Source organism: Corynebacterium sp. c7Ub_26, from assembly GCF_053760365.1.
On sequence record NZ_JBSNBL010000003.1, the window covers coordinates 223,269 to 248,805 of the forward strand.

Annotated in this window: 16 protein-coding genes; 6 read left to right on the forward strand and 10 right to left on the reverse strand. The window is 56.3% G+C overall.

Going from position 1 to position 25,537, the window contains the following annotated elements:
• Nucleotides 1-76 precede the first annotated feature (76 nt).
• The gene (locus tag ACWORE_RS06715) at nucleotides 77-2,332 is read left to right on the forward strand and encodes a glucose PTS transporter subunit IIA (RefSeq protein ID WP_455303234.1); all 2,256 of its coding nucleotides are present in this window, start codon (nucleotides 77-79) and stop codon (nucleotides 2,330-2,332) included.
• Here the strand turns inward: ACWORE_RS06715 and ACWORE_RS06720 are convergent.
• Both ACWORE_RS06720 and betT read right to left on the reverse strand, forming a co-directional pair.
• On the reverse strand, nucleotides 2,316-3,860 hold the full coding sequence (locus ACWORE_RS06720; RefSeq protein ID WP_455303235.1) for an aldehyde dehydrogenase family protein: 1,545 nt from the start codon (nucleotides 3,858-3,860) through the stop codon (nucleotides 2,316-2,318). The genes ACWORE_RS06715 and ACWORE_RS06720 overlap by 17 nt on opposite strands.
• Nucleotides 3,861-3,890: 30 nt before the next feature.
• Nucleotides 3,891-6,260 (reverse strand): choline BCCT transporter BetT, encoded by a 2,370-nt coding sequence (gene betT / locus ACWORE_RS06725; protein WP_455303236.1) that lies wholly within the window; start codon nucleotides 6,258-6,260, stop codon nucleotides 3,891-3,893.
• 390 nt (nucleotides 6,261-6,650) lie between these two features.
• On the opposite strand from betT, the gene betA reads away from it, so the two are divergent.
• Nucleotides 6,651-8,369: a choline dehydrogenase gene (betA, locus tag ACWORE_RS06730; protein ID WP_455303352.1), complete on the forward strand. Its 1,719-nt coding sequence runs from the start codon at nucleotides 6,651-6,653 to the stop codon at nucleotides 8,367-8,369.
• Nucleotides 8,370-8,479: 110 nt separating this feature from the next.
• Here betA and glf read toward each other — a convergent pair whose 3' ends face one another.
• The 8 genes from glf to ACWORE_RS06770 all read right to left on the reverse strand — a co-directional run bounded on the left by glf (nucleotide 8,480) and on the right by ACWORE_RS06770 (nucleotide 18,717).
• The gene (glf, locus tag ACWORE_RS06735; protein WP_455303354.1) at nucleotides 8,480-9,661 is read right to left on the reverse strand and encodes a UDP-galactopyranose mutase; all 1,182 of its coding nucleotides are present in this window, start codon (nucleotides 9,659-9,661) and stop codon (nucleotides 8,480-8,482) included.
• Nucleotides 9,662-9,707: 46 nt separating this feature from the next.
• The gene (gene galK / locus ACWORE_RS06740; protein ID WP_455303237.1) at nucleotides 9,708-11,093 is read right to left on the reverse strand and encodes a galactokinase; all 1,386 of its coding nucleotides are present in this window, start codon (nucleotides 11,091-11,093) and stop codon (nucleotides 9,708-9,710) included.
• Nucleotides 11,093-12,277: a galactose-1-phosphate uridylyltransferase gene (gene galT / locus ACWORE_RS06745; RefSeq protein WP_455303238.1), complete on the reverse strand. Its 1,185-nt coding sequence runs from the start codon at nucleotides 12,275-12,277 to the stop codon at nucleotides 11,093-11,095. Before galT ends, galK begins: the two co-directional genes overlap by 1 nt.
• Nucleotides 12,278-12,377: 100 nt before the next feature.
• Nucleotides 12,378-12,680, reverse strand: coding sequence for a hypothetical protein (locus ACWORE_RS06750; RefSeq protein ID WP_012730903.1), 303 nt, complete (start codon nucleotides 12,678-12,680; stop codon nucleotides 12,378-12,380).
• Between the two features lie 102 nt (nucleotides 12,681-12,782).
• Nucleotides 12,783-14,435: a sodium:solute symporter family protein gene (locus ACWORE_RS06755; RefSeq protein WP_455303356.1), complete on the reverse strand. Its 1,653-nt coding sequence runs from the start codon at nucleotides 14,433-14,435 to the stop codon at nucleotides 12,783-12,785.
• 58 nt (nucleotides 14,436-14,493) lie between these two features.
• Nucleotides 14,494-15,528 carry an aldose 1-epimerase family protein gene (locus ACWORE_RS06760; protein ID WP_455303239.1) on the reverse strand — a complete coding sequence of 345 codons (1,035 nt, stop codon included), beginning with the start codon at nucleotides 15,526-15,528 and terminating at the stop codon, nucleotides 14,494-14,496.
• Between the two features lie 94 nt (nucleotides 15,529-15,622).
• Nucleotides 15,623-16,534, reverse strand: a complete 912-nt coding sequence (locus ACWORE_RS06765) for an HAD family hydrolase (RefSeq protein WP_455303240.1) — start codon at nucleotides 16,532-16,534, stop codon at nucleotides 15,623-15,625.
• 8 nt (nucleotides 16,535-16,542) lie between these two features.
• Complete coding sequence (locus ACWORE_RS06770; protein ID WP_455303241.1) at nucleotides 16,543-18,717, reverse strand: HAD-IIB family hydrolase; 2,175 nt, start codon at nucleotides 18,715-18,717, stop codon at nucleotides 16,543-16,545.
• Between the two features lie 541 nt (nucleotides 18,718-19,258).
• Here ACWORE_RS06770 and ACWORE_RS06775 point away from each other — a divergent pair.
• The 4 genes from ACWORE_RS06775 to ACWORE_RS06790 all read left to right on the forward strand — a co-directional run bounded on the left by ACWORE_RS06775 (nucleotide 19,259) and on the right by ACWORE_RS06790 (nucleotide 25,488).
• On the forward strand, nucleotides 19,259-20,986 hold the full coding sequence (locus ACWORE_RS06775) for a glycerol-3-phosphate dehydrogenase/oxidase (protein ID WP_296137026.1): 1,728 nt from the start codon (nucleotides 19,259-19,261) through the stop codon (nucleotides 20,984-20,986).
• Between the two features lies 1 nt (nucleotide 20,987).
• A complete protein-coding gene (locus ACWORE_RS06780; RefSeq protein WP_455303242.1) occupies nucleotides 20,988-21,737 on the forward strand; it encodes an MIP/aquaporin family protein in 750 nt (249 codons plus the stop codon).
• A 170-nt stretch (nucleotides 21,738-21,907) separates the two neighbouring features.
• The gene (glpK, locus tag ACWORE_RS06785; RefSeq protein ID WP_296137021.1) at nucleotides 21,908-23,446 is read left to right on the forward strand and encodes a glycerol kinase GlpK; all 1,539 of its coding nucleotides are present in this window, start codon (nucleotides 21,908-21,910) and stop codon (nucleotides 23,444-23,446) included.
• A gap of 884 nt (nucleotides 23,447-24,330) precedes the next feature.
• Complete coding sequence (locus ACWORE_RS06790; RefSeq protein ID WP_455303243.1) at nucleotides 24,331-25,488, forward strand: alpha/beta fold hydrolase; 1,158 nt, start codon at nucleotides 24,331-24,333, stop codon at nucleotides 25,486-25,488.
• Nucleotides 25,489-25,537 lie beyond the last annotated feature (49 nt).

A 25,537-nucleotide genomic window follows, 5' to 3' on the forward strand; every position in this document is an offset into this window, starting at 1 on the left:
TCAGGTCAATACACTCCACTTCGAGTGACGAAGACCTCACTTGATTCACGCGTTAGGTGCAACCACCATAGGTTGTATGACAAGTACCGCGCGCTCGTCCTCGCGTAAAAATCTTGTGGCCACCCAGCGGCCAGATTCGCTCCCCACCAGGGCTGATGCCCCGTCGACGTCACCGTCGTCCTCACCGGAAGCATCCCCCTCAGCGTCGAAACGGAGGTTTCATAGAACCGACTTTTCCCAGCTCCAGCGGTTGGGCAAAAGCCTCATGCTGCCCATCGCGCTCCTACCGGCAGCGGGAATACTTCTCCGATTAGGCCAAGATGACCTCCTCGGAAGGATCCAAACTCCCGTCATCGGCCCCTTCTTCGAGGCGATGAGCGCGGCCGGCCAAGCGCTTTTCTCCCAGCTCCCGCTGCTTTTTGCGGTCGGCGTAGCCATTGGGTTCGCTAAGAAGGCCGACGGGTCAACAGCCCTCGCCGCTGTCGCCGGCTACCTCGTGATGGGTGCTGTGTTCAAACAAATGTCGCCGCTCGTCCTCCACGGAGTCAAAGATTCCTCAGGCGAACAAGCCCTCATCGATTACAGCGTTTTCGGCGGTATCGTCGTCGGTCTACTCACCGCGTGGCTCTACGACAAGTATCACGACATTAAACTGCCGTCCTACCTCGGGTTTTTCGGTGGACGTCGATTCGTACCCATTGTCGTCTCAGTAACGACGCTGATCACCGGATTCGTTCTGTCGTACATTTACCCCATCTTTAACGAAGGGTTGACGGCGATTGGCCGATTCATCGGTGGAACGGGCGCATTAGGAGCGTTTGTTTACGGATTTGCTAACCGAATGCTCATTCCGCTGGGACTTCACCACATTCTGAACACCTACGTGTGGTTTATTTACGGTGATTACAACGGACCCGACGGAACTGTGTCCGGCGAGCTCTCCCGCTTCGCCGCAGGTGACCACTCAGCGGGGCTACTGACCTCCGGTTTTTATCCCATTTTGATGTTTGGCCTCCCCGCAGCAGCGCTGGCCATGATTCACACAGCGAAGAAGGGCCAAAAAGCGACGGCGATCGGTATCCTCTCCGCCGCTGGACTGACGGCGTTCTTCACCGGTGTGACCGAACCCCTCGAATTCGCGTTTATGTTCCTGGCGTTCTCCCTCTACGTTGTCCATGCGGTACTCACGGGACTATCCCTCGCCATTGCGGAGCTGCTGAATATCCACCTGGGGTTCTCGTTCTCTGCCGGACTACTCGATTTGATCCTCTACGGCACGGCGCCCGCTGCACACAACATTCCTCTTCTTATCGTTCAAGGACTCGCATTCGCGGTTCTGTACTACCTCATATTCCGATTCGCCATCGTGCATTGGAATCTCCACACGCCAGGCCGAGCGGACACGACGGTCGGTGCAGCTGACAACACCAATGAGTCGGGCTCAGCCACCGGCTCTACGACGGCAAACAACGACTCGACGAAGACCTCCCCTGCCAAAACCGGTGTCACCGCAGGTGGCGCGGCGACACACGGTTCACCTAGCCCATCGTCGCCTTCGTCGCAGGCCGAAGACCTGATTAATGCCTTCGGCGGGCGAGACAACCTCGCCAACGTGGATGCATGCATTACCCGGCTCCGCATGGAAGTCAACAACCCCGCCGCCGTCGATAAGAACAAGCTTCAAGCATTGGGCGCGTCCGGGGTCATGGAAATCGGGACCAGCGTTCAAGCAGTCTTCGGGACAGAATCCGATGTCCTTAAAGATGAAATCAACGCAGCTCTCGCGGGGGCTGCCACCGGCACGCGCACGGAAGGATCCACGGACTCGCCCGCAGCACAACCCCAAAACCATGGGCCACTGGAGGTCCGCGCGCCGATCCCCGGAACAGTGATCCCGCTCTCGCAGGTAGAAGATAAAACGTTCGCTTCGGAAACGGTGGGCCGCGGCCTCGCTATCCGCCCAGAACAGGGAGTCCTCGAAGCCGTCGCCCCCGTCAGTGGCCGCATCATGCAGCTCTTCCCACACGCCTTCGCCATCATGACCGACGACCGCATCGGCGTTCTCGTACACCTAGGTATCGACACCGTCGAATTAAACGGCCAAGGATTTACCGTCCATGCCGCGAAAGGCGACCACGTTGTTCAAGGCCAGCCGATCGTGACATACGACGTACCCGCCGTCGCCGCAGCCGGCCGTCCCACCACCGTTCCTGTGGTGGTGATGGATAGCCGACGGATGGAGATCACCATGGCATCCGAGCCGGCGGAGAACGCATCGGTCACGACGATGCGGCCACTGTTCTCCGTCGAAAAACCTACTCCTCGGGGCTAAACCACCCGGTCACGGCCGGCGTCGTGTTGTGATAAATGTGCTTCGGCTCGGTGTATTCCTCCAGGCCAGTGGGGCCGAGCTCGCGGCCCATACCGGACTGGCCGAAGCCACCCCACTCTGCCTGCGGCAAGTAGGGGTGGAAATCATTAATCCAGATCGTTCCGTGCCGCAACCCACGAGCAACGCGCTCTGCGCGGCCCGCGTCGGATGTCCACACGGCCCCGGCCAGCCCGTAGTTCGTGTCGTTCGCGATGCGGATGGCTTCCTCTTCCGTCGAGAATGTCTCCACGGTCACCGTCGGGCCAAAAGCCTCATCGTGAACACAGTCCATCTCTTGGGTGCACTGATCGATCACCGTCGGCAAGTAGAACCAGCCATCATCCAATGACGCGCTGCCGTCGGCTGTGGGGCCGGTACCAAAAGCACCGCCACACCGGACGCGGGCACCTTGTTCGCGCGCATGGGCCACATAATTCGAAACCTTCTCGCGGTGCGCCTCCGAGATCAGCGCACCCGTCTCCGCTTTCTCATCAAATGGGCCACCCAAGCGAACCTTTTCCGCACGGGCAACAAGGTCGGTGACGAATCGCTCCGCAACAGACTCCTCGACGACGAGCCGAGCGCCCGCCGAGCACACCTGGCCGGAGTGGACGAATGCAGCATTCATCGCGTTATCCAACGCGGCATCGTAGTCGGCATCCGCGAAAATGACGTTCGGGTTCTTGCCGCCCAGCTCAAGGGCGATCTTCTTCACTGTGAGAGACGCTTCAGAGGCCAAATGGCGTCCGGTCTCCAGGCCACCCGTGAACGACACCATGTCGACGCGCGGGTCACTCGATAAAGGTGCGCCCGCCGATTTACCAGCACCGGTGATCAGGTTCCCTGCACCCTTCGGCAGCCCGGCCTTGTCCATCACATCCAGCAGCAACATAGAAGTATGAGGCGTCAGCTCGGCCGGCTTCAGGACGAACGTGTTTGCCGCCGCCACACAGGGCGCAACCTTCCACGCAACCTGAAGGAGCGGGTAATTCCACGGGGTAATCAGCCCGCACACGCCTACGGGCTCACGCACAATACGCGAGCTTATCGACGGATCACCAGCGTCAACGACGCGTCCGGCGTCGTTACCGGCGAGCTTGCCGAAATAACGGAAGCATCCGATGATATCATCCATATCGGCATTGGATTCCATGAGACGCTTACCCGTGTCCAAGGACTCCGCAAGCGCGAATTCATCCTTGCGTTCCTCAATACCGTCCGCGACGGCGAGGAGAAGCTGACCGCGGTCAAAACCCGACCAGCCTGACCACACGCCCGAGTCAAAAGCCTCACGAGCAGCGGCGATAGCGCGGTCTGTGTCCTTCGTCGACGCCTCAGCGACCACGCCCACTGCCTGATTGTTAGCAGGACAGGTGATCGTGCGCGTCTCACCGTCGATTGCAGAACCCCATTCACCATTGATGAACAGTGATTCCGGCTCGGCTGCCGGCGTAGGGGCAGTTTTCATTTGCGTCGTTGATTGCGACATAACGTGTCTGCACTCACTTTCTCGTGATCGTTATTTTTCGCTCTGTGGAGAGGCTGAGCTCTGTGATGATGCTGAGGACGAGTCGCTGGCTGCCGTCGATTCCTCCGTGGAGGCCGACGTATCCGCCTCCTCTTGTTTCTCGCTTCTCACAGAACTGCCTGTTGTAGCGGCACTGTCCGCAGCATAGTCGGAATAATCGTCCACCCATTCGACGACCGGATCGGCGTTATCCGACAAGTCGGACCCACCCGGAAGATCGGATTGAAGGTGAAGGAATTCCATATGCCTCTCATACAAATCTAAAACGTTTTCAATGAGCTGAGATTCCGTATAACCATAAACGTCATAGCCCAGTGAACCGGTAAGCGTGAAGATTTCCAACCGGTAATACAGTTCTTCACTGTCACTATCCAGATGAATGCGGCCGGCAAACGACGGCATCGGGTACTGCGTCGGATAAATCTGATAGCGGAAGTCTTTGTCGCTCCCAAACTTCACGCGGAAGTCAAGCTGAGCCAGTCCCAGGCCCTCCACGATTGATCGCGTGTACTCGACATCCGCGCCGCGTTCCTTGCATGCCTTCGCCACCTTGTCCAAGGCAGGGGCGGCAACGTTATCAATGTACGTCTCCACCTGGGTATATGACGGGAATGACATGGCGCGGTTGAGGCGCTTCCTCCAGTTCATTCCCGCTTCCGCAGGCGCAGCACGGCTAGACATTGCGCCGTGCAAAGCACGCGCACTCGATTTGGATTGCAATAGTTCCAAACGCAATGACTTAAACAAGCTGTACATCACGAGATACATGACGATCGCAAATGGCAATCCCATGATGATCGTTGCGTTTTGCAAAGCGGGAATACCGTCGACGAACAGCATGGATATGGTGAGCACACCAACGGCGGCGGCCCAGAAAATACGGGACCATGCACGTCCATCTTGCTGGGAATCCGTAATTTTCGACGTGAAGTTACTCATGACCAGTGCGGCGGAGTCCGCAGAGGTGATGTAGAGCAACAGACCGATCAGCGACGCTGCCCCCATGACCACCATGCCGGCCGGATACTGACCGAGCAGGAGATAGAACGCGCGCTCTGGTTTATCGACTGCCATGTGGCCAAAGTCGCTATCGCCGTGAATAACTTTGTCCAGAGCGGAATTCCCGAAAAAGGACACCCATAGCAGGACGAATAAAAATGGTACGGACATCGTACCGACAACGAACTGCCGCAAACTGCGCCCGCGCGAAATGCGCGCCAGGAACAGGCCGATGAAGGGGGCCCAGGCCACCCACCATGCCCAGAAGAACAGCGTCCATGAGTTCAGCCATTCTTGAGCACCGGAGAAGGCGTAGGTATCCATCGTCATGCCCGGGAACTTCGAGACATACTCGCCCACATTCATGACCAAGGCGTCGAAGAGGAAGGCTGTTCGGCCTGTGACCAGGATGTAGAGCATCAGTCCGATCGCGAGGAGCACGTTGATCTCTGAGAGTCGTTTGATTCCTTTATCAACACCGGACACTGCAGAAATCGTGGCGACCGCAACGGCTAGCACGATTAACCCTATTTGCCAGCCTAAGTTTTCGGGAAAGTTAAAAAGGACCTTCAGCCCATAATTGAGCTGAACAACGCCGATACCCAATGACGTGGCAACACCGAAAACCGTGCCTAACATGGCCGCGATATCAACGGCATCGCCGGCGGGCCCGTGGATCCGCTTACCGATCAGCGGGTAGAGCGCGGATCGAATGGATAGGGGCATGTTCAGGCGGTATGCGAAGTACCCAAACGCCATTCCCATCAAGGCGTAGAGAGCCCACCCAGTGATCCCGTAGTGGAACAGGGTGAAGACAACGGCCTGACGTGCAGCTTCAATACTTTCACCGTCACCTGATGGTGGGTGGTAATACTGGGAAACCGGTTCCGCCACCGAGAAGAACAGCAGGTCAATGCCGATGCCTGCGGCAAATAGCATCGATGCCCAAGAGAAAAGGCCGAACTGCGGTTTCGCATGGTCCGGCCCGAGTTTGATGAGGCCCGCACGGGTGATGGCAACACCGAGCATGAACAGCACAGCCAACGTAGCGGTGAGGATATAGAACCATCCAGCATTCTTCGATACTGTTCCGACGATGTCCGTCAGCACGGATAGTGCATTATCGGGCGCCAGTATCGCCCACAGCGCAATGCAGATGATGAGAACGCCGGAAATGATAAACACCGGCCAGTTCACATCTGGCGGGTCTACGGTCCTGGTTGGTTGAGACCCGCCGGCTACCTGATTTTTCGTCGGGTCTTTTTTCCCTGTGCCATTGTCGGCGCCATTGTCGTCTGCGTCCTCATGGTCAGGGATTGTCGACGTCTTTCTGGCTGAAATAGAACTCTCCAATCGGCCCATGCGTCTCTTCCTTCAGTTTTTCTGGGACCGTATGAGTATAAACAATTTAGATAGAAAATGTAGTCGGTCACATTTCAAAAGAGTTTTCACAATATGTATAGCTACTGTTCAAACGCTTTTTCAGGGTATTAAATACACATTTTCAACTTGGTTTTTTCGTCTATTTTTGATATTCTGATTACTCATTATCAATGGGATTCACGGCCAAAATGTGCGCGAAAATAAGCTGCACTATTTCTACCGCGCTATTTTTGCCGCCGTGATTCCCGATGCCCATGTCCATCACGCGCCACATCGGCGCCCTACGTATGCATTCTAGGCAAGGAGGATCTCTACGTGAGTTCGTTTGCTTCTCGGCTGGAGTCCGCAGCCGCATCGGCTGGCTCAAAGATTGGCAAGCTTTTCCCCAAGTCCGGTTCAACGGTGGAACACCGCGACGTCGTCATCGTGGGCGCTGGTTCCGCCGGTTCAGTGTTGGCTAACCGGCTGTCATCAGACTTTTCGACGTCGGTCATGGTGCTGGAGGCAGGGAGGAATGACTCTCTCTGGGATCTCTACATCCACATGCCGTCCGCATTTTCTTTCCCCATCGGCAATAAGCATTACGACTGGGAATACGAGTCCGTCCCCGAGCCGGAGATGCACGACCGTCGGATTTACCACGCCCGCGGCAAGGTCGTCGGTGGTTCGTCGTCGATTAATGGGCAAATTTTCCAGCGCGGCAACCCGATGGATTACGAGAAGTGGGGCAAGCGCGATGGGCTAGAAAAGTGGGATTGGAAGTACTGCCTCCCCTACTTCAAGCGCATGGAAACGGCGTTGGGCTCCCCTGATGATGATCCTCGCCGTGGGCACAATGGCCCGCTGCGTATGAAGCGCGGTCCGGCAACATCGCCCCTGTTCAAGGCGTTCTTCGAGTCCATCGAGCAGGCGGGCTATAACTACACGCCGGATGTGAACGGGTACCGCCAGGAAGGTTTCGGCCCATTCGACGCGAATATTGATCGCGGGCGTCGCCTGTCCGCGGCCCGCGCGTACCTTCACCCCGTCCTCGATCGCGAGAACTTGGAACTGCGCACCCGCGCGAATGCTCGTCGCATTCTCTTCGAGGGCACGAAGGCCGTGGGCGTCGAGTACTACTGGCACGGCCGCACTCACCAGGTCCGCGCCGACAAAGTGATCCTGTGTGGCGGAGCCATCAATTCGCCGCAGCTGCTGCAGGTGTCCGGCGTCGGCAATAAGGATCTGCTGAACAAGGTCGGCGTCAACGTCGTTAAGGATTTGCCGGGTGTCGGCGAGAACTTGCAGGACCACCTTGAGGTTTATGTCCAGTACAACTGCACCAAACCCGTGTCTGCTCAGCGCTACTTGGATAAGTGGCGGTGGCCGATGCTGGGCTTGCAGTGGTTGACGACGCATAAGGGCCCCGTGGCTACGTCGCATTTCGAAGCTGGTGGATTCGCGCGCTCGAACGAGAACGAGGACTACCCGAACCTCATGTTCCACTTCCTGCCCCTGGCTATGCGTTATGACGGCACGAAGCCGGAGGGTGACGACGGATTCCAGTTTCACGTTGGCCCGATGTACTCGGATGCGCGCGGGTATGTGCGTATCACTGCGCCGACGGTGGATACCAAGCCGGATATTTTGTTCAACTACTTGTCGACGGAGCAGGACCGCCGCGAGTGGGTTGAAGCTATCAAGGTGTCACGCAAACTGCTGGACACCCCGGCGATGAAGGAATACACCGACGGGGAGATTTCCCCCGGCTCTGCAGTGCAGACCGATGAGGAGATCCTCGAGTGGGTTCGGAATGACGCCGAGACCGCGCTGCACCCGTCCTGCACCTGTGCGATGGGGCCGGAGAGCGACCCGATGTCTGTGGTCGATCCCTCCACGATGCAGGTTCACGGCACGGATGGTCTCTATGTTGTCGACGCTTCCGTCATGCCGTCAATTCCGAATGGCAATATCTACGCGCCGACGATGATGATCGCTGAGAAGGCGTCGGACATTATTGCCGGGAAGACCCCTCTGGCCGCCGATGAGACGCCGTTCTACCACGTCAAGCGTGGTGATCCGCTCAATCCGCCGGAGCAGGAAAAGTAGACAGCTAAGCTACGTGGGTAGCTGCATAGACTGCCGGGCCTAGATTTATCGGGCGGCGCACTGGGAATGTAACCAGTCGCCGCCCGATAACTTTTATCCTCGAACTCTCCCTACGCTTCGATAGGCTGCCCGTCCTCGAAGAACGGCAACAACTTGTTATCAACCATGGACAGGGCAGACCCGATCGCCATGTGCATGTCCAGGTAGCGGTACGTGCCCAAGCGGCCACCGAAGAGAACGTTGTGATCGTGCGCCTCTTTCGCCGCGAGATCACGATAAGCCAGCAGCTTGTCGCGGTCTTCGGGCGTGTTGATGGGATAGTACGGTTCGTCGGTGTTCTCGGCGAAGCGGCTGAATTCCTTCATGATGACCGTTTTATTGCGCGGGTACCGGTCCTTCCGCTCAGGGTGGAAGTGACGGAATTCATGGATGCGGGTGTATTTCACATCGGCATCGTTGTAATTCATGACCGGCGTGCCCTGGAAGTCTCCGGTATCAAGCACTTCCGTTTCGAAATCGAGAGTGCGCCATCCCAAGCGTCCCTCGGAGTAGTTGAAGTACCTATCCAGTGGCCCGGTATAGACGACAGGAGCCTTGGGCGATGCCGCGCGAAGGTCGTCGCGCACCTCGAACCAATCGGTGTTCAGGCGGACGGTGATGTTCTCATGGTCAGCCATGCGCTCCAACCACGCGGTATAGCCGTCGACAGGAAGGCCCTCGTAGGTGTCGTTGAAGTATCGGTTGTCGAACGTGTACCGAACGGGAAGTCGCGAAATGTTCCCCGCCGGCAGTTCCTTGGGGTCAGTTTGCCACTGCTTAGCGGTGTAATCGCGCACGAACGCTTCGTACAGCGGCCACCCGATCAGCGAAATCGCCTTCTCTTCCAGGTTCTTCGCCTTAGCCGGGTCCAACCCATCGGTCTGGTCCTTAATGAGCTGGCGTGCTTCGTCGGGACTGTAGTACCGCCCGAAGAACTGGTTGATCAGCCCGAGCCCCATCGGGAACTGGTACGCCGTGCCCTTGTGCATGGCGAACACTCGGTGTTGGTAGTTGGTGAAGTCAGTGAATTGGTTAACGTAGTTCCACACGCGCTCATTGGAAGTGTGGAAAAGGTGGGCACCATATTTGTGGATTTCAATGCCCGTCTCCGGCTCGGCTTCTGAGTAGGCATTTCCGCCGATGTGCTCGCGTTTTTCTACGATGAGCACTTTCTTACCGGCGCTTGCCATGCGTTCTGCGATGGTGAGCCCGAAGAGTCCGGATCCGACCACAAAGAGGTCATATTCACTGATGTTCGAGGTGACAGTCACGGTTAAAGCCTATCTTTCGTTCGCCGGGTTACACCAGCCGCCGAGCACCCGCAGCCGGGGTGATTGCCAAGAATGTGGGGTTCGGTAATTTCTTATCGACGGTGCGCTGGTGAATTTCCTGCGCAACCACGGTGATGCGGCCCGTGGGGACGAGTGCGATGATGCTCCCGCCGAATCCCCCGCCGGTCATGCGAGCGCCGACGGCACCTGCGTCGAGGGCTGCGTCGCGTGCGGAATTCAGTTCCGGTGTGGATACGTCGTAAAGGTCGCGGAGGGATTCATGGCTCTTGTTCATGAGCCGCCCGAATTCGTGCCAGTTCTTGCTGTTGAGGGCGTCTTGGGCGCGTCGGGTGCGGGCGGTTTCGTCGATGACATGTTGGACGCGCATGCGTGCGACATCGGACGTGACGGTGGATTCATCGGTGTCTGCCCAGGATGTTGCGGCAGCGATCGGATCGTCGATGTCGAGGAGGGTGGACGCACCGGCATGTGCGGTGACGGCGTCGATAACGCCTCGTCGCGAGGCATATTGCCCGTCGGACAGCGAGTGGGGCGCGTTGGTGTCGGCTACCAAGAACGCGAGCCCATCGGATTCGACGTCACACGCGACTTGATTGACGACGTTGGTGCGGAAGTCAATGGCTAAGGCATGGCCTGCTGTCGCCAGGAGCGAACTGCGCTGGTCTAGCCCACCTGTCGACGCGCCGACGACGTCATTTTCTGCGCGGATCGCGGCGTCGATGAGGAGTTGGTAGGCAGCCTGGTCGAGGGGCTGCCCTGGAGCGGCAAGCTCGCGGGCGGCTAATGCGACGGAGCACTCCAAAGCCGCCGAGCTTGAGAGCCCTGAGCCCAGCGGAACATCGGAAATGATGGCGAGGTCCAGCCCGTTATCATGCTGATCGGATGAAGGTATCGCACCATTCTGATGGCCAGCCCATATCGTTCCCGCGACGTATCCGGACCAATCAGCTGGATGACCTGGGCCGATATCGGCGAGCGCAACGGTGGTGCGTAGCGCCTCGGGATGGGTGACATCATTTGTCCCTGTTGCGGCGTCTCCGGATTCTTCTGCAGCGTCTGTGGATTCCGTGGCGGCACCCGGCGGAAGAGAAACAATCAAGATCGTGTCGTCGGTGCGACGGCGTGCCGCGACGGCGGTGACATGTGGCAATGCAAAGGGGATGGACACTCCACCTGCGTAATCGACGTGGTCACCAATGAGGTTCACGCGACCAGGAGCAGCCCACACGCCATCGGGCGTGTCCCCGAACGTCGCGTTGAACAACGTCGTGGCGTCGGCAATAAGTTGTTGATCGCTGCGAGCCTCCGCCAACCTGATTGCCCCGGGATCATGTGGCGTGTGTGAGGTTTTTGCCTGCGGTTGGCTTTTTGGGTCCGCGTGTGAATCTGTCATTATTTGTCGTCCCATATTTCTCTAAATCGTTGAGCAATGTGTTCGGGGGTGGTGTCGTTAATCCAGAATCCCATTCCGGATTCGGAGCCCGCCAAATATTTCAGCCTATGTGGCGACCGCATGAGGGAGAACAATTGAAGGTGGAGCCGAACATAATCACGATCCTCCGGCACGGTGGGCGCTTGATTCCAAGACGCGATATACGGTGTTTGCTCAACTCCATCGAAAAACTTATCGACGGCGGTGTAGAGCTTCTTCAACAGCGGAGCGAGATCTGCGCGCTCTTCCTGGGATAATGCGTCAAAATCCGGTACGGAACGCCGTGGCATGACCATAACTTCTAATGGCCATTTCGCAGCGGCGGGAACAAAGACGACGAAATGATCGGTGCAATCGATAATCCGGGTTCCCTCTTCGAGCTCAGCGGAGAGAAGATCATCGAACAGATCACTACCGTTTTCTTCACGGTATTTCTTGGACGAGTGAACGATATTTCGAATACGCGGCGGAATTTCTGGGTAGGAATAAATCTGCCCGTGAGGGTGCTGCAGCGTCACCCCGATTTCCTCACCGCGATTTTCGAACGGATAGACGTGCCGAACTTCTGGAATTGCAGATAAGGCTTTCGTCCGGTGTGCCCATGCTTCGATAACCGTTCGGATTCTGTTAACAGGTAAGTCCTTAAAAGAACCGGAGATGTCCGGCGTAAAGCAAATGACTTCGCATCGTGCTATAGCAGGACGGTGGGGAACCATTCCGTTATCTAAGAGCGCGTCATCGTCGGCACTGCGCTGTTCTACTCTCCCATCATTTCTCTCGGTGCTCAGCGTCCGAGACATGTGCATGCTGAATGAGGGGAACCGATTTTCAAAGACGACGACGTCATAATTCGGCGACGGAATCTCTGTGGGCAGGTGATCCGGAACAGTGGGCGCTAACGGATCTTCATTAGCGGGTGGCATGAATGTTCTGTTCATGCGGTGGCTCGCGTAGGCGACCCACTCCCCCGAGAGCGGATCACGCCGAATCTCCGAATCGGTTTTCGCGTGTGGCAATTCGCGTAAATCTGTCAGGGTGCGTTTCACAGACCCGTTGAGAACGTCCGGGTCATCGTCGAAATAAATCAGTTCTCTTCCGTCAGCCAGCGTCATCGACGTTACTGAATACGGATGATCCGAATTCATATTCAATCTTTCACCACTTACGGAATTCATTTGCTGTTCTGTGTCCATCACATGGTCTGAATCAGCTCGTACAGGTCACTATTTAACCGGCGATTCACCGTTACCCGACGCCGGGTTCGTCGTCGTGAACAATCTTTGATTCGTCGACAATGATGGGTTTGAGTTTTGCCCACGCCACAAAAACACCGGCGACGACCAGTAACCCAATTCCGACCCATAGATTGTCTGTTGCGGATTTTGATGCTCCGGTATCCGGGTTCGTGCCTGGATCGAGTGCGAAACTACAGATCACAAGAACAAGGCCGTATATCCCTAACAGAATCGCGATCACAGTCCGGATATCAAAAGCTCCAGCTTTGTGTTTCTCCGGTGCGCTCGCGGGAGTCGATGTGTGCTCAGTCATCGTATTCAGCGCCTTTCTTATTTCTCGTCCAGCTATAACTAGTTATTTGGCTTATCGTTCGGTACGACATCGTTGTCATCATTCGCACATCACATTCCTCAGCTATGCGAATGCGATGTTCAGAGCGATGACCAAAACCAAGCACACTATCCCCAATGGGACGGTCCGGTGATACCACGGTTGTTCTGCTTCTGTGGTGTCCACCAACTGGGCTTTCGGAGTGACAGAACGGACAAAGCCCACTAGTTCTTCATCTGGTTTCGGCTTTGTCACCATCGTCACGAGAATCGAGACGATGATATCCGTCGCGAATGCAATCGACGCAGCAACGAATGCGACTCCCTGTCCAGGCAGGCTGACCACGGGAGTGGACCCCAATGACAAACCCCAGAAGACGGCGGCGGCAAGCGTACCGGTCACTAGACCTACCCAACCAGCGGTAGGTGTCATGCGTTTCCAGAACATGCCCAAAATGAAGGTGGCGAACAGCGGAGCGTTAAAGAAACCAAACAACGTTTGGAGATAATCCATGACATTACCGAAGTTCATTGCTACCAATGCAGTTCCCACGGCAATCACCGCAGCAAGAATCGTCGCAATTCGGCCGAACTTCAGGTAGTACTCGTCGTCACGATCTTTAACCACGTATGTCTGCCATATGTCGTAACTCATGACGGTATTAAATGCAGAAATATTTGCTGCCATACCGGCCATAAACGCAGCCAAAAGACCAGCAATCGCGACACCTAAAAGACCATTGGGCAATAAATCTCGCATCAAATAAAGGATGGCATCATTGGGTTCCGCTGTCTCGTCTTTAATCGGTGTGACAAGAACAGAGGCGACCATACCGGGGATAACAACGACGAAGGGGATCAGCATCTTCGGAAATGCACCGATAATCGGTGTTTTCCGCGCAGAGCTCAACGATTCCGAGGCCATAGCGCGCTGGACCTCAACGAAGTTTGTTGTCCAATAACCAAAGGACAGCACGAAACCAAGACCGAATGCGATACCAATTGCGGAAATTATTGAGTTATCAAACCCCGAAATGTCCTGTCCTGGCCACGTATGGAAATGTGATTCAGCGTTCAGGGAACCTTTCAATCCTCCCCAACCGCCGACACGGTGGAGACCAATCAATGTCAGAGGAAGAAGCGCTGCAACGATGACGAAGAATTGGAGAACCTCGTTATAAATTGCGGCAGAGAGACCACCCAAGGTGATATACGACAGGACGATGACCGCGGCGACCAACAAGGTGACCCACAGCGGCCATCCGAGAAGTGAATTGACGACTTTCGCCAAAAGCAGCAGGTTAACACCAGCGATGAGGAGCTGTGCCAGGGCAAACGATATGGCGTTGGCCAGGTGTGCCGTCGGCCCGAACCGTTTAAGCATGAATTCGGGGACCGAGCGAACCTTGGAGCCATAATAAAAAGGCATCATAACGATGCCTAAGAAAACCATGGCAGGAACAGCGCCAATCCAGAAATACTGCATTGTTTGCATTCCGTACTGGACGCCGTTGGCAGAGTGGCCAATGATTTCAACTGCACCAAGGTTGGCGGAAATAAAAGCCAAACCTGTCACCCAGGACGGCAGCCCTCGGCCAGAGAGGAAGAAATCAATGGAGCTCGATACCCTCGCCCGGGCTGCCCACCCGATTCCCAAAACAAAAACAAAGTAGAGCGCTACCAGCGAGTAATCCACCCAACTGGCATCAAGGCGGAGCACAGATTCCGCCACGACCATAGTCTCCATGCGCGTGTCCTATTCTTTCTGAATTATCGATATGTATTTTTCACGCCTGTTATCTGGTTAATGGCTCCGCGTACCCGATACGCCACTTCACGACGAGTGAATCGCCCGGTGCGATCTCCGCCACGTCCGTCCCGCTGTTAAAGCCATCGGGGGGCACTGTCATGGGTTCGACGGCCAACGCGCGTCCTCGTCGGGGATAGGGATAGCCCCACGATGGATCGGCGGTGAACACCTGGAACCACTTGATCTGCGGAGAGACCCACATGTCCACCCCGTGGCCGTCGCCATTTACTAGTCGCGCTGCACGGATATCAGGAGCGACGTCGTTCGGTGAGGTATCAGCACTCGCGTTCTCTGGGGGTGCGCTGTTCGCTACCGCCTCCCGATCCGATACCGCCTCGCGGCCGAAACAGTCGTCGAGGAGTTGATCGCGAAGCTCAATCCGACGGACCGAGGCCCCTGCGGTGACGTCGATAACGTCACCCGAGGGCAGTTTCCTGTCCGGATCCAGGGGAAGCTGACTGCGGATGAACATGTCAAGCGTGCACTCATCAATGGGGGCTCCGAGTGCGCTGAGATAGCTATGGAACCCATATGCCACCGGCACAGCACCAGCCCCGGGAGTGTCGGCAGGATATGTGATCTCGCAGGTACACGTCAGGCCTTGATCGGAAAGTTCATAGGTCGACGTCACCTGGAGCGTCCACGGCCACCCTTGCTGAGGCTCGATGGTGGTTGCCAACGTGACCGCGGCGGCGTCATCAGTATGTGAAACAACGTCCCACATAACGTCGCTCACGAAACCATGAATGGCGTTGTTCCGGTCTGGTTCCGTGATCGATAGCTGGTACGGCTGACCGTGAAAGTGAAAGCGTCCGTCCCGAATTCGGTTGGGCCAGGGAGCTAGCACGACGTTCGCGGACAAAGGTGGGTACTCACCGTCGCGATACCCCTCCATGAGGGGCAGCCCACGATATGTGAAAGAACGTAACCCTCCCCCATACGTAGCGATTTCCGCAGCGTAGGGTCCGTGTGAGAGATGCACCACGGGATGGTTATTGACCTGCGACTCTTCGTCGCTCATGGCAGCTCCTTAGGGCTCATGTTGGATGCCCGATGTCTGACGTTAGCAAACCGTGAACCGGGCGGAAATACCCGATTCGGTTGTGAAGCGTCTTCTAGAACCAGGCGTCAATAACGCGCGCCACGCCATCCTCATCGTTACTGGTAGTTACCGCTTTTGCCACCCCGAGGAGCATCGGATGTGCGTTACCCATCGCTACCCCCATTCGCGCCCATTCCAGCATCTCTGTGTCATTCGGCATGTCACCAAAAGCAACAGTTTCGCCCGCATCGACACCAAGAAGATCGGCAACCTCGGCCAACCCACCAGCTTTATTCACACCCGGCGCCGCAATTTCCAGTAATCCGCCCGAAAATGAGTAGGTCACATGCCCCTTATCGACGGGAATCATCGGTGCGACGAGCTGGTAGAGCTCTTCGCTAGTGACCTCAGGCGAGCGGAGCAGCAGTTTGACGGCCGGCTCAGCCATGAGCTCCTCGGTACTCACCAGCGAAAATCCCTGGCTCTCCCACACGTGGTCAAAGTTAGGCTCAATGAGGAACTGATCCTTTTCGGAATACAGATCAGTTCCGACGCGCTCCACCCCGAATCCAACATGAATCCCCCGCGGATCCGCCGCGACGCCGTCCATCACCCGTCGCACCATATCAGCGACGTGCTCCGGGGGAATCTCATGGGCAGTGAGAACCTCTTCCCGCGCGGAATCGAAAATCACGGATCCGTTCGTACACACGCAGAGGGGGCGAAGAGGCAGCTGCCTGATGACGGGGAGCGTCCACCGTGCGGGGCGTCCTGTGGCCAAGACAAGCGACGTCCCAGCTCGAACCATACGGCGAATTGCCGACGTCAACCGCGGGGTGACGCGTTCGGCGCTCGTGACAAAAGTCCCATCGATGTCAGAGGCGACGAGCAGGGGCGCAGGGGCACGGCCGGCGAGGTCAACAGCGTCGGGAAGCCCCGCACAGGGGTCGCCCATCCGTTGCGGTCCGCTGGCGTCGATATCCACGATGGGGTTTATTTCTCTGCGGTGAGGCTCGATGAATCTGCTTCGTCTGCAGTATCCGCGTCCTGGTCCTCAAAGCGTTTCACAACATATTTGAGAACCTCGGCGACTCCGTCGTCCTCCACTGAGGAAGTCACCCAGGACGCATCGCGAATAAGATCCCGATCGGCGTTCCCCATGGTGATACCCGCGCCAACATAGGAGAGTAATTCGGTGTCGTTGGGCATATCACCGAAGGCAATAACGTGGGATGGATCGATTCCTTTGTTGTGGAAATACCATTCGGCACCGGTCGATTTATTCACGCCGATGGGGCCTAGTTCTATAGATCCATACGGGTTGGAATATGTGAGCGTACTTCTTTCCCGAACACTATCATCGAGTGCATCAGCGATATCTTCACTCGGCATATCCGCTTTAACAACAATTTTAACGGCGGTGTTATCGACTGTGCGCACGATTATCTCAGCATCGGGAATGTCTTCCTCAATTTGATGTGTGAGAATATCCGCTCCGCCTTCGAAAAAGCCTTCCACGTGGAGTACGCGTTTATTCTTCGTGTCATAAACCACGGCACCATTAGCGCAGATAACAACAGGAGAGATCGGGAGTTGTTCGGCAACGGGGTCAACTTCTTCAATGGCCCGACCGGTAGCCAGGAGAACCTCGACACCATGGGCGTTGAGCTGGTCAAATGCGTCGCGTGTAGCGTCGCTGATCTTATTCTCGTGAAGAATCGTTCCGTCTATATCGGAACAGACAGCAGCCACATCTGAAGGTAATTTCGATTTAATGCGTGCTGGAATTTTGTCACGAATCTGTTTCGTTTGCCCGATAAGCGACGTTAATGTCTTATCTAATGACATCCATTCAACATCACGCGTCGCGTCCGTCATTGACGAGGTGGCAGCCTGCACTGATTGAAGCAATTCTCGTGAGGAACGGTAGAAAGAATCTCGCGCTTCGATAATCTTCGAGGCTCCCTCGTGATTATTCTTTGAGGTCTCCTCATAAAGGGAATCGAAACTCGTCTGCAGAGACTCGACGATCTTTTCAGCACCATCGTCGCGCTTATCTTTTTCCTTCTTCTTCGAGGCTTTCTCAGCCTTCGCCTTCTCAGCTTTCTCCGCTTTCTCCGCCTTTTCTGCCTCTTTCTCGGCGGTCTTCGCTTCCTTTATTTCCTCTTTGCGTTTATTTTTTTCGAGCTTATCCGCACGTTTACGCAGCTTCGTTTCCTCATCGGCTTGCCACGGCATTTTCTCATTCAATGCCGCTGCGGATTCAGTCACGGAGTCGCGAGCGCTCGCCGAGGCAGATTTCACGGCGTCCGAACTCTTCGTCCACGCGTCGGAGCTCATGCTCACACTCTTGTTAACAATGTCGCGGGTCGTCGTCGTCACGACATGCGTCAAGTTATTCAAATCGTCCCGCAGCTTGCGGATGCGGTGCCGCTCCTCCGCGACAGCATTGTCCTCACGCTGGGCAACTTCGAACGGTGGTGCAGCTCCGCCGTACCGGGCCGGAATCCAGTATTCGTCCCCCTTAATTGGCCCGTTGTCCAGCAGGTACATCTCCCACAGCCTGTCCAGGTCATTGACCATGACATCGCGGAGACGATCGGTCTCTGTCGCCGCGTCACCATCAGGATGGATAGGTGAGAGAACGTTGATATAAATCGGGGTCCGCGTGCGACCCAACCGCTTCGGGTGCCCCTTGGTCCACACACGTTGAGAACCAACGATGGTGACGGGGATCAAAGGCACCCCGGCTTCCTGGGCCATCCGCACAGCACCTTTGCGGAAGTCTTTGATCTCAAAGCTGCGGGAAATGGTCGATTCTGGGAACACCCCGACCAAGCGGCCCGATCGGAGATAATCCACAGCCTGGCGGTATGACTCGCTCCCGTCGATCCGGTCCACGGGGATGTGTTTCATCCCACGCATGATCGGCCCCGCAATGGGGTGATCGAATACTTCGGATTTGGCCATGTAGTGCACATATCGGCGGCAGCTTCGGAAGGGAATTCCCACGTAGGCAAAGTCAAGGTAACCGGTGTGGTTCATCACCACAACGGCACCTCCTTTGGCCGGTACATTCTCGGTTCCTGTCACTCGAAAACGGAGGCCTTCCAGAGTGAATAGGGTCCGAGCGAGGCCAATAATGCCGAAGTAAAACGGATCTGCCATAGGGCTCATCTTAATGGTGAGCTTATGGACACAGGAATTCACCAGCTTTTTGATGTTCACCACACGACGAATGCGTCATCTGTGGGCACTGCGGAGAAGCTTACTTAGCGCCGAAACCCATCGAACAGCCCCGATTCCTACCCCCGTAATGGGTTAATTTTAAGATTAATTTACCGCTCAATTCCGGACATTAACGGGCATAACTAACGAAAATAATGCGTCAAACAGACATAAATAAACCTTTATCAGCCATAGCTCCAGCACCCGACGAGACCGCCGGTAGTTCACACAGCCAAACTACTACCTACGCGACCGTAGGTAGAAGCTCACGCAGGTCCGCACCAGATGATAGCGTCGACACCGTAAATAATGTGACCTTCACATCTCATGGAGTGAGTACGAGAACTACGTAACACAACGACGGTGAAAACCCCCTCCTGATCCAGACCCCTGGCACCAACAAGGAGGACGAATCACCTCTACACAGTGCTACTGTCAGCTCTTTCACACGTGCTCAGCTTGAAGGAGGAACCTAGCAACTATGGCGATCTCAGCCACTAGCACTTCACTGAACAAAGAACAGCGCGAACAAGCGTGGGAAGATTTCGGTAAAGAGCACTACGACATGGTCATCATCGGCGGAGGATCCGTCGGGGCCGGTACTGCACTAGACGCTGCAACTCGTGGTTTGAAAGTTGCCGTCCTGGAAACCCGTGACTTCGCTGGAGGTACCTCCTCACGCTCGTCCAAGATGTTCCACGGCGGACTCCGTTACCTCGCCATGCTGGACTTCCGGCTTGTTGCCGAGGGGCTTCGCGAGCGCGAGCTCAGCATGTCCGGCCTGGCCCCGCACCTGGTCAAGCCACTGAAATTCATCTTCCCGCTGGAGCACCGCATCTGGCAGCGTCCGTTCATGGCGTCGGGCTTCATGTTGTACGACCTCATGGGCGGCGCAAAGTCCGTGCCAATGCAGAAGCACTACACCCGCAAGGGCATGCTCAAGCTCTCCCCCGGGTTGAAGGAAGACGCACTCGTCGGCGGTGTTCGTTACTTCGACACCCTCGTTGACGACGCCCGCCACACCATGACCGTCCTGCGTACCGCGGCAGAGTTCGGCGCCACGATCCGCCCCTCCACCCAGGTCGTCGATTTTGAGAAGGACGGGGACCGAATCACCGGCGCGAAGATCGTCGACACTGATTCCGGCCGCACAACCACCATTCACGGATCGGTATTCGTCAACGCCACCGGCATTTGGAATGACGAGATCGAAAAGCTCGCCGGCGTCGAGGGCAAATTCCACGTCCACACCTCCAAGGGCGTTCACATCGTCGTTCCGAAGTCGGTTTTGCCTGGCGACGTTGCCCTCACGTTCGTGACCGAAAAGTCCGTTCTCTTCGTTATCCCGTGGGGTGAGTACTGGATCATCGGCACCACCGACACCGACTGGACCATGAACCTGGCCAACCCCGCACCGACGCGGGCCGATATCGACTACATCTTGGAGCACATTAACGCCAAGGTGAAGCGCCAGATCACGTACGACGACATCGTCGGCGTGTACGCGGGACTCCGCCCGCTGGTTGCCGGTTCCTCAGACTCGACGACGAACCTGTCGCGTAACCACGCCGTCGCCCGCGTTGCTCCTGGTCTTGTGTCTGTGGCTGGCGGTAAGTACACGACCTACCGCGTGATTGGTGCAGATACGGTCGACGCTGCCAAGGAAGACATTCCCTTCGATGTTCCGGATTCGGTCACGACGGATGTTCCGCTTCTCGGTGCCGACGGCTACCACGCACTGGCCAACCAGATCCCGCAGCTCGCCAAGCGGCTGGGGATCTCCGAAAAGACCGTGGAGCATCTGCTCAACCGCTATGGTTCGCTCATCTACGAAGTCCTGGCACCTGCCGACAAGGACAAGTCCCTGCTTGAGCCGATCCCGGGCGCACCGGCCTACTTGATGGCTGAAGCACTGTATGCAGCTACCCACGAGGGTGCGGCTCACCTGGAGGACATCCTTCACCGCCGTATGCGCCTTGCGATGGAATATGACCACCGTGGCGTCGAATGTGCGGAAGCCGTCTCCAAGCTGGTTGCGGACACGATGGGCTGGGATGAAAAGGCCCGCAAGGAAGAGATCAAGGTCTTCACGGATCGTGTCGAGGCTCAGAAGAAGGCTGAAAAAGAGCTAACCGACGAGTCCGCTAACAAGATCGAGGCGAATGTCGAAGATACTCGCCCAGACGTCGATACTTCTCAGGACAGGTGAGATGGAAACGCTAACAGGCCACCAAGCCATGGGGTGGGAATTCTTCGGCACGATGATGCTGATGCTGTTTGGTAACGGTGTGTGTGCCGCGGTCAATCTCCGGACGTCCACGGCTCGCAACACCAACTGGCTGACCATTGCTTTTGGCTGGGGTCTTGCAGTGTTTATCGGCGCAAGTATCGCTGACAAAACCGGTGGCCACCTGAACCCGGCCGTCACCTTGTCCCTTGCTATCGACGACAAACTCGAGTGGTCACTCGTTCCCTGGTATTTCGGCGGACAGATGCTCGGCGCGATGGCTGGTGCGTTCCTAGCGTGGGCGGCATTCAAGCAATTGTTTGATGCCAACAACCTGGATGAGAACGGCAATGACGTCAAGGGAAACGCCACGACGCAAGGAATTTTCTTCACCGTCCCCGCTCATCCCAACAACTTTTGGAATGCATTAACCGAGTTCATCGCCACGTACTCATTGTTGGTCTTCATTCTCCTCGGGCCGTCCGGTGGAGACTTGGGACCCCTCAAGTACTTCGGCGTTGCGTTCATTATCGTCGCTATCGGTTTGTCCCTCGGTACACCCACCGGGTACGCGATTAACCCCGTGCGTGACCTTGGGCCGCGCGTGATGTACGCCTTCGTACTGCCCATTAAGGACAAAGGCGCAGCACAGTGGGCATACGCTTGGGTTCCGATCGTCGGACCGATGCTCGGTGCTGTCGCCGCCGGCCCCACCGCCGTAGCCCTCGGATAAATCATGAATACAGTGCGCTCCGCCCGACCCCTCAGTGTCGCCCGGGGCGCGCTTGTATATACGCGAAGGAACAGCACTCCCCTCAACAGCCCCACGACCTCGACTCACACAAGCACGACAACGCAGTAACTATCCAACACACTTTTGGACCACACACTATTGGAGATCCCATGCCAGAGAAATATGTAGCAGCCATCGACCAGGGAACCACCTCCACCCGGTGCATTCTCTTCCGCCACGACGGGTCTATTGCCACCGTCGCCCAGTTCGAGCACAAGCAAATCTTCCCCAAGAAGGGCTGGGTTGAGCACGACGCCAACGAAATTTGGGACAACACCCGACGCGCAGTCGGTGAAGCCATGGCGGAACTGGACATTTCCGTCAACGACGTCGTTTCTGTCGGCATCACTAACCAGCGTGAGACGACGGTGGTCTGGGACAAGAACACCGGCGAGCCCATCTACAACGCGATCGTGTGGCAGGACACCCGCACTAACGACATCGCACAGCGCCTTGCTGGCGACGAAGGCCCGGACCGTTGGCGCAAGACGACGGGTGTTCGCCTGAACTCGTACCCCGCCGGCCCCAAGATCATGTGGATTTTGGAAAACGTGGAAGGTGCCCGCGAGAAGGCAGAAAAGGGCGACCTCCTCTTCGGCACAATCGACACCTGGCTCTTGTGGAACCTCACCGGTGGTGTCGACGGCGACAACGGCAACCCTGCCTTGCACATCACCGACGTGACCAACGCTTCCCGCACATCCCTCATGGACCTCAAGACGCTGCAGTGGGATGAGGATTTGTGCAAGGCGATGGACATTCCGCAGTCCATGCTTCCGGAGATTCGCCCGTCGATCGGTGATTTCCGTACGGTGCGTGCTCGCGGTTCGCTGGCGGGCGTCCCGATCCGTGGTGTGCTCGGTGACCAGCAGGCCGCTATGTTCGGCCAGTGCTGCTTCGGCAACGGCGACGCGAAGAACACCTACGGAACCGGTTTGTTCATGTTGCTCAACACCGGCGCAAAGCCGAAGTGGAGCGACAACGGTCTGATTACCACTGTGTGCTACCAGATCGAGAACCAAAAGCCGGTCTACGCACTCGAAGGATCGGTCGCCATGGGTGGCTCCTTGGTGCAGTGGCTTCGCGACAACCTCCAGCTGATTCCTAACGCACCCTCGGTTGAAAACATGGCCAAGTCCGTGGAGGACAACGGTGGCGTCTACTTCGTCCCCGCCTTCTCTGGTCTGTTCGCCCCGAGGTGGCGTCCCGACGCTCGCGGTGTGATCGTCGGACTGACACGTTTTGCCAACCGCAACCACCTGGCACGTGCGGTCCTCGAGGCAACCGCGTACCAGACACGCGAGGTGCTTGACGCCATGGTCACAGACTCAGGCGTCGACATTAACGCGCTGAAAGTCGACGGCGGCATGGTGATGAATGAATTTCTCATGCAATTCCAGTCCGACATCATCAACACTGAGGTTGTCCGCCCGAAGAACATCGAGACCACGGCTCTGGGTGCAGCGTACGCGGCTGGCCTGTCCGCTGGGTTCTGGGATTCACTCAATGAGCTCAAGGAACAGAGCACTGTGGACAAGGTGTGGAAGCCGAAGATGGGCGAAGACGAGCGGAAGCAGCTCTACAGCGATTGGAACCGCGCCGTCGAGCGCACCTACAACTGGGAGGAGAGCACCAACGAGCCAAGCTAGGTAGGTTCGGACCCGCAAGCTCGGGCTCGTTAATCGTGGAGCCCGGGGATTATTTGTAATTCTTCCCCGACTCCCCCGGTTATTTAATTCACAATTTCGTCCAAGCTATTTTTTCGTTCACATCGGGGCATAGAAGTACGCCCGACATCGTTTATTCACTATTACATATATCCCTACGTGACAACATCCACCAGGCATTACTTTTGTCGCGTCCACATTCTTTAGCGTGAAACTCCATTTTGGGATAGAGCACAACCCATCGAGTTAATCGTTGTTCAGGTGTGTTATTTCTTACTCTCTCACCACAGCCTATCGCTCACGTATGCGTGACCAGATTTTTACTTTCACGGGAGATTAAGCACCCAGTCACCCCCGATCATTCACCGCAGGATCACCCTCTCGGTCACGTTTTAATCTCACCATCAGATAGTTCTTCTACCTGGAAAAACGCGAAATAGTACTGCACTTCCAGGCTACACTAGGGCAAGCCGAAGCATCTCACCTCCCACTCAACCCGTCGATAGAGATAGCTCATATCTCAGTTCATTACATACCAGCCCCACACGGGGGTGGAACTGAACATTTTTTCTTCGTCAAACTTCTGAAGTGCATTAGTATTTTCTTTAGCGATATCTACCGATTGAATCAATATTCAGGTTGGGAACATCAGCCAGAGGTATAAAAACAGCGAGGCCCCGTCGAGAAGAAATCTCGATATAGCAACCTTCAAGCCTCTACGTTTCTTCCACTCTAAGACGTTCCCCACCATGAAACATTGAAAGATCGGATAGATGAAGTGGTTAATTTTCGCACTAGCTGTCTACTAGAACTGTGAAAGTTAACCACACAGACCATTGTTCATCTCTCCCCACACGAGGTTAAAAATGTCGTCCCTCAAGAAGGCCAGCGGCGCCGCCGTTCTCTCGCTTGCAGTGATCTTCGGTTCGGGCACCATTGCCGCCGCCGAAGCAAACCCCGACGGAGTCGTACGCGCCTATAACACCTACCCCGGCCGCATTACCGGCATGGTCGCCCCCGACACTCAGGTTGCTGATGGAACATTCACATCAACCGATGGCAAAGGTACCCAGATCTACTGGAAGAAAAATACCGTTCCCAATGCCAAGGGGAGCATTGCTCTTATCCACGGTCTGGCAGAAAACCAACAGCGCTATGACTACATTGCCTACCGTCTGAACCTAGCCGGCTACAACGTATACCGCCTTGACCACCGCGGACACGGCCGCTCAGCAGAGCCCTACAATAATGTTCACAAGGGGCTTATCGATAACTTCAACTACGTTATCGACGACATGAAGCAGCTCGTCGACATGATCCACCACGAACAATCCGGCAAGGTTTACATGATGGGTCACTCCATGGGCGCCATGGCCGCTCAGATGTATTCCGTGGTTTATCCCGACACCATCGACGCTACTGTGACCAACGGTGGTGGAGTTCCGATCAACAACTACGGCGAGAACACGCTGATGCCGGAGTATAAGCACGCCGACGGGCAGTCCTACCCGTTCTTCGTCGGGCCGTACCTGCCTAACGACGGAACACGTCCGTTTGAACCACTCGACGCCATGCTCGGGTACAACGTCCAGGGTGTTCTTGACCAGTTTGGCTTGAAGTTGCCGCCGGACGCGGGCAAGCCAATCGAATCCCCCGAGCCACTCAAGACCATCGACGTTCCGAATGCCTTCAAACTCGGCGTGGTCTCAGACCCTGACGTTCGTGACCAGCTCTCGAACGATCCGCTCAACAGCAAGACGCTGAACGTGTCGACGCTGTACCAGGTCGCATCTGCTCTGCTCTACACCGGCGCTCATGCGAAGAACTACACCAAGCCGACGCTTATCATGCACGGTGACACCGACGGTTTGGTTCCCTACCCGCTTGACATCAACTGGTACAACGCAGTCGGATCCAGCGACAAGCACATGGTGCTGTGGAAGGGCTCCATGCACGAGACCATGAACGAACCATCCCGCGATGAAGTCATCGACCGCGCTGTCGAGTTCCTGGATACCCACTAAGAGCTCATCCTGATGGCCGGCCCACTTCCAGGGCCGACATCGTTCTCAA

Coding starts and splice junctions, on each gene's coding strand:
- galK (WP_455303237.1), bottom strand. CDS start 11,093: ATGACAGATTCACACGCGGACCCAAAAAGCCAACCGCAGGCAAAAACC.
- ACWORE_RS06780 (WP_455303242.1), top strand. CDS start 20,988: ATGGAAACGCTAACAGGCCACCAAGCCATGGGGTGGGAATTCTTCGGC.
- ACWORE_RS06760 (WP_455303239.1), bottom strand. CDS start 15,528: ATGAGCGACGAAGAGTCGCAGGTCAATAACCATCCCGTGGTGCATCTC.
- ACWORE_RS06775 (WP_296137026.1), top strand. CDS start 19,259: ATGGCGATCTCAGCCACTAGCACTTCACTGAACAAAGAACAGCGCGAA.
- ACWORE_RS06715 (WP_455303234.1), top strand. CDS start 77: ATGACAAGTACCGCGCGCTCGTCCTCGCGTAAAAATCTTGTGGCCACC.
- ACWORE_RS06770 (WP_455303241.1), bottom strand. CDS start 18,717: ATGGCAGATCCGTTTTACTTCGGCATTATTGGCCTCGCTCGGACCCTA.
- galT (WP_455303238.1), bottom strand. CDS start 12,277: ATGAATTCGGATCATCCGTATTCAGTAACGTCGATGACGCTGGCTGAC.
- ACWORE_RS06755 (WP_455303356.1), bottom strand. CDS start 14,435: ATGGTCGTGGCGGAATCTGTGCTCCGCCTTGATGCCAGTTGGGTGGAT.
- ACWORE_RS06750 (WP_012730903.1), bottom strand. CDS start 12,680: ATGACTGAGCACACATCGACTCCCGCGAGCGCACCGGAGAAACACAAA.
- ACWORE_RS06790 (WP_455303243.1), top strand. CDS start 24,331: ATGTCGTCCCTCAAGAAGGCCAGCGGCGCCGCCGTTCTCTCGCTTGCA.
- ACWORE_RS06720 (WP_455303235.1), bottom strand. CDS start 3,860: ATGTCGCAATCAACGACGCAAATGAAAACTGCCCCTACGCCGGCAGCC.
- glpK (WP_296137021.1), top strand. CDS start 21,908: ATGCCAGAGAAATATGTAGCAGCCATCGACCAGGGAACCACCTCCACC.
- betT (WP_455303236.1), bottom strand. CDS start 6,260: ATGGGCCGATTGGAGAGTTCTATTTCAGCCAGAAAGACGTCGACAATC.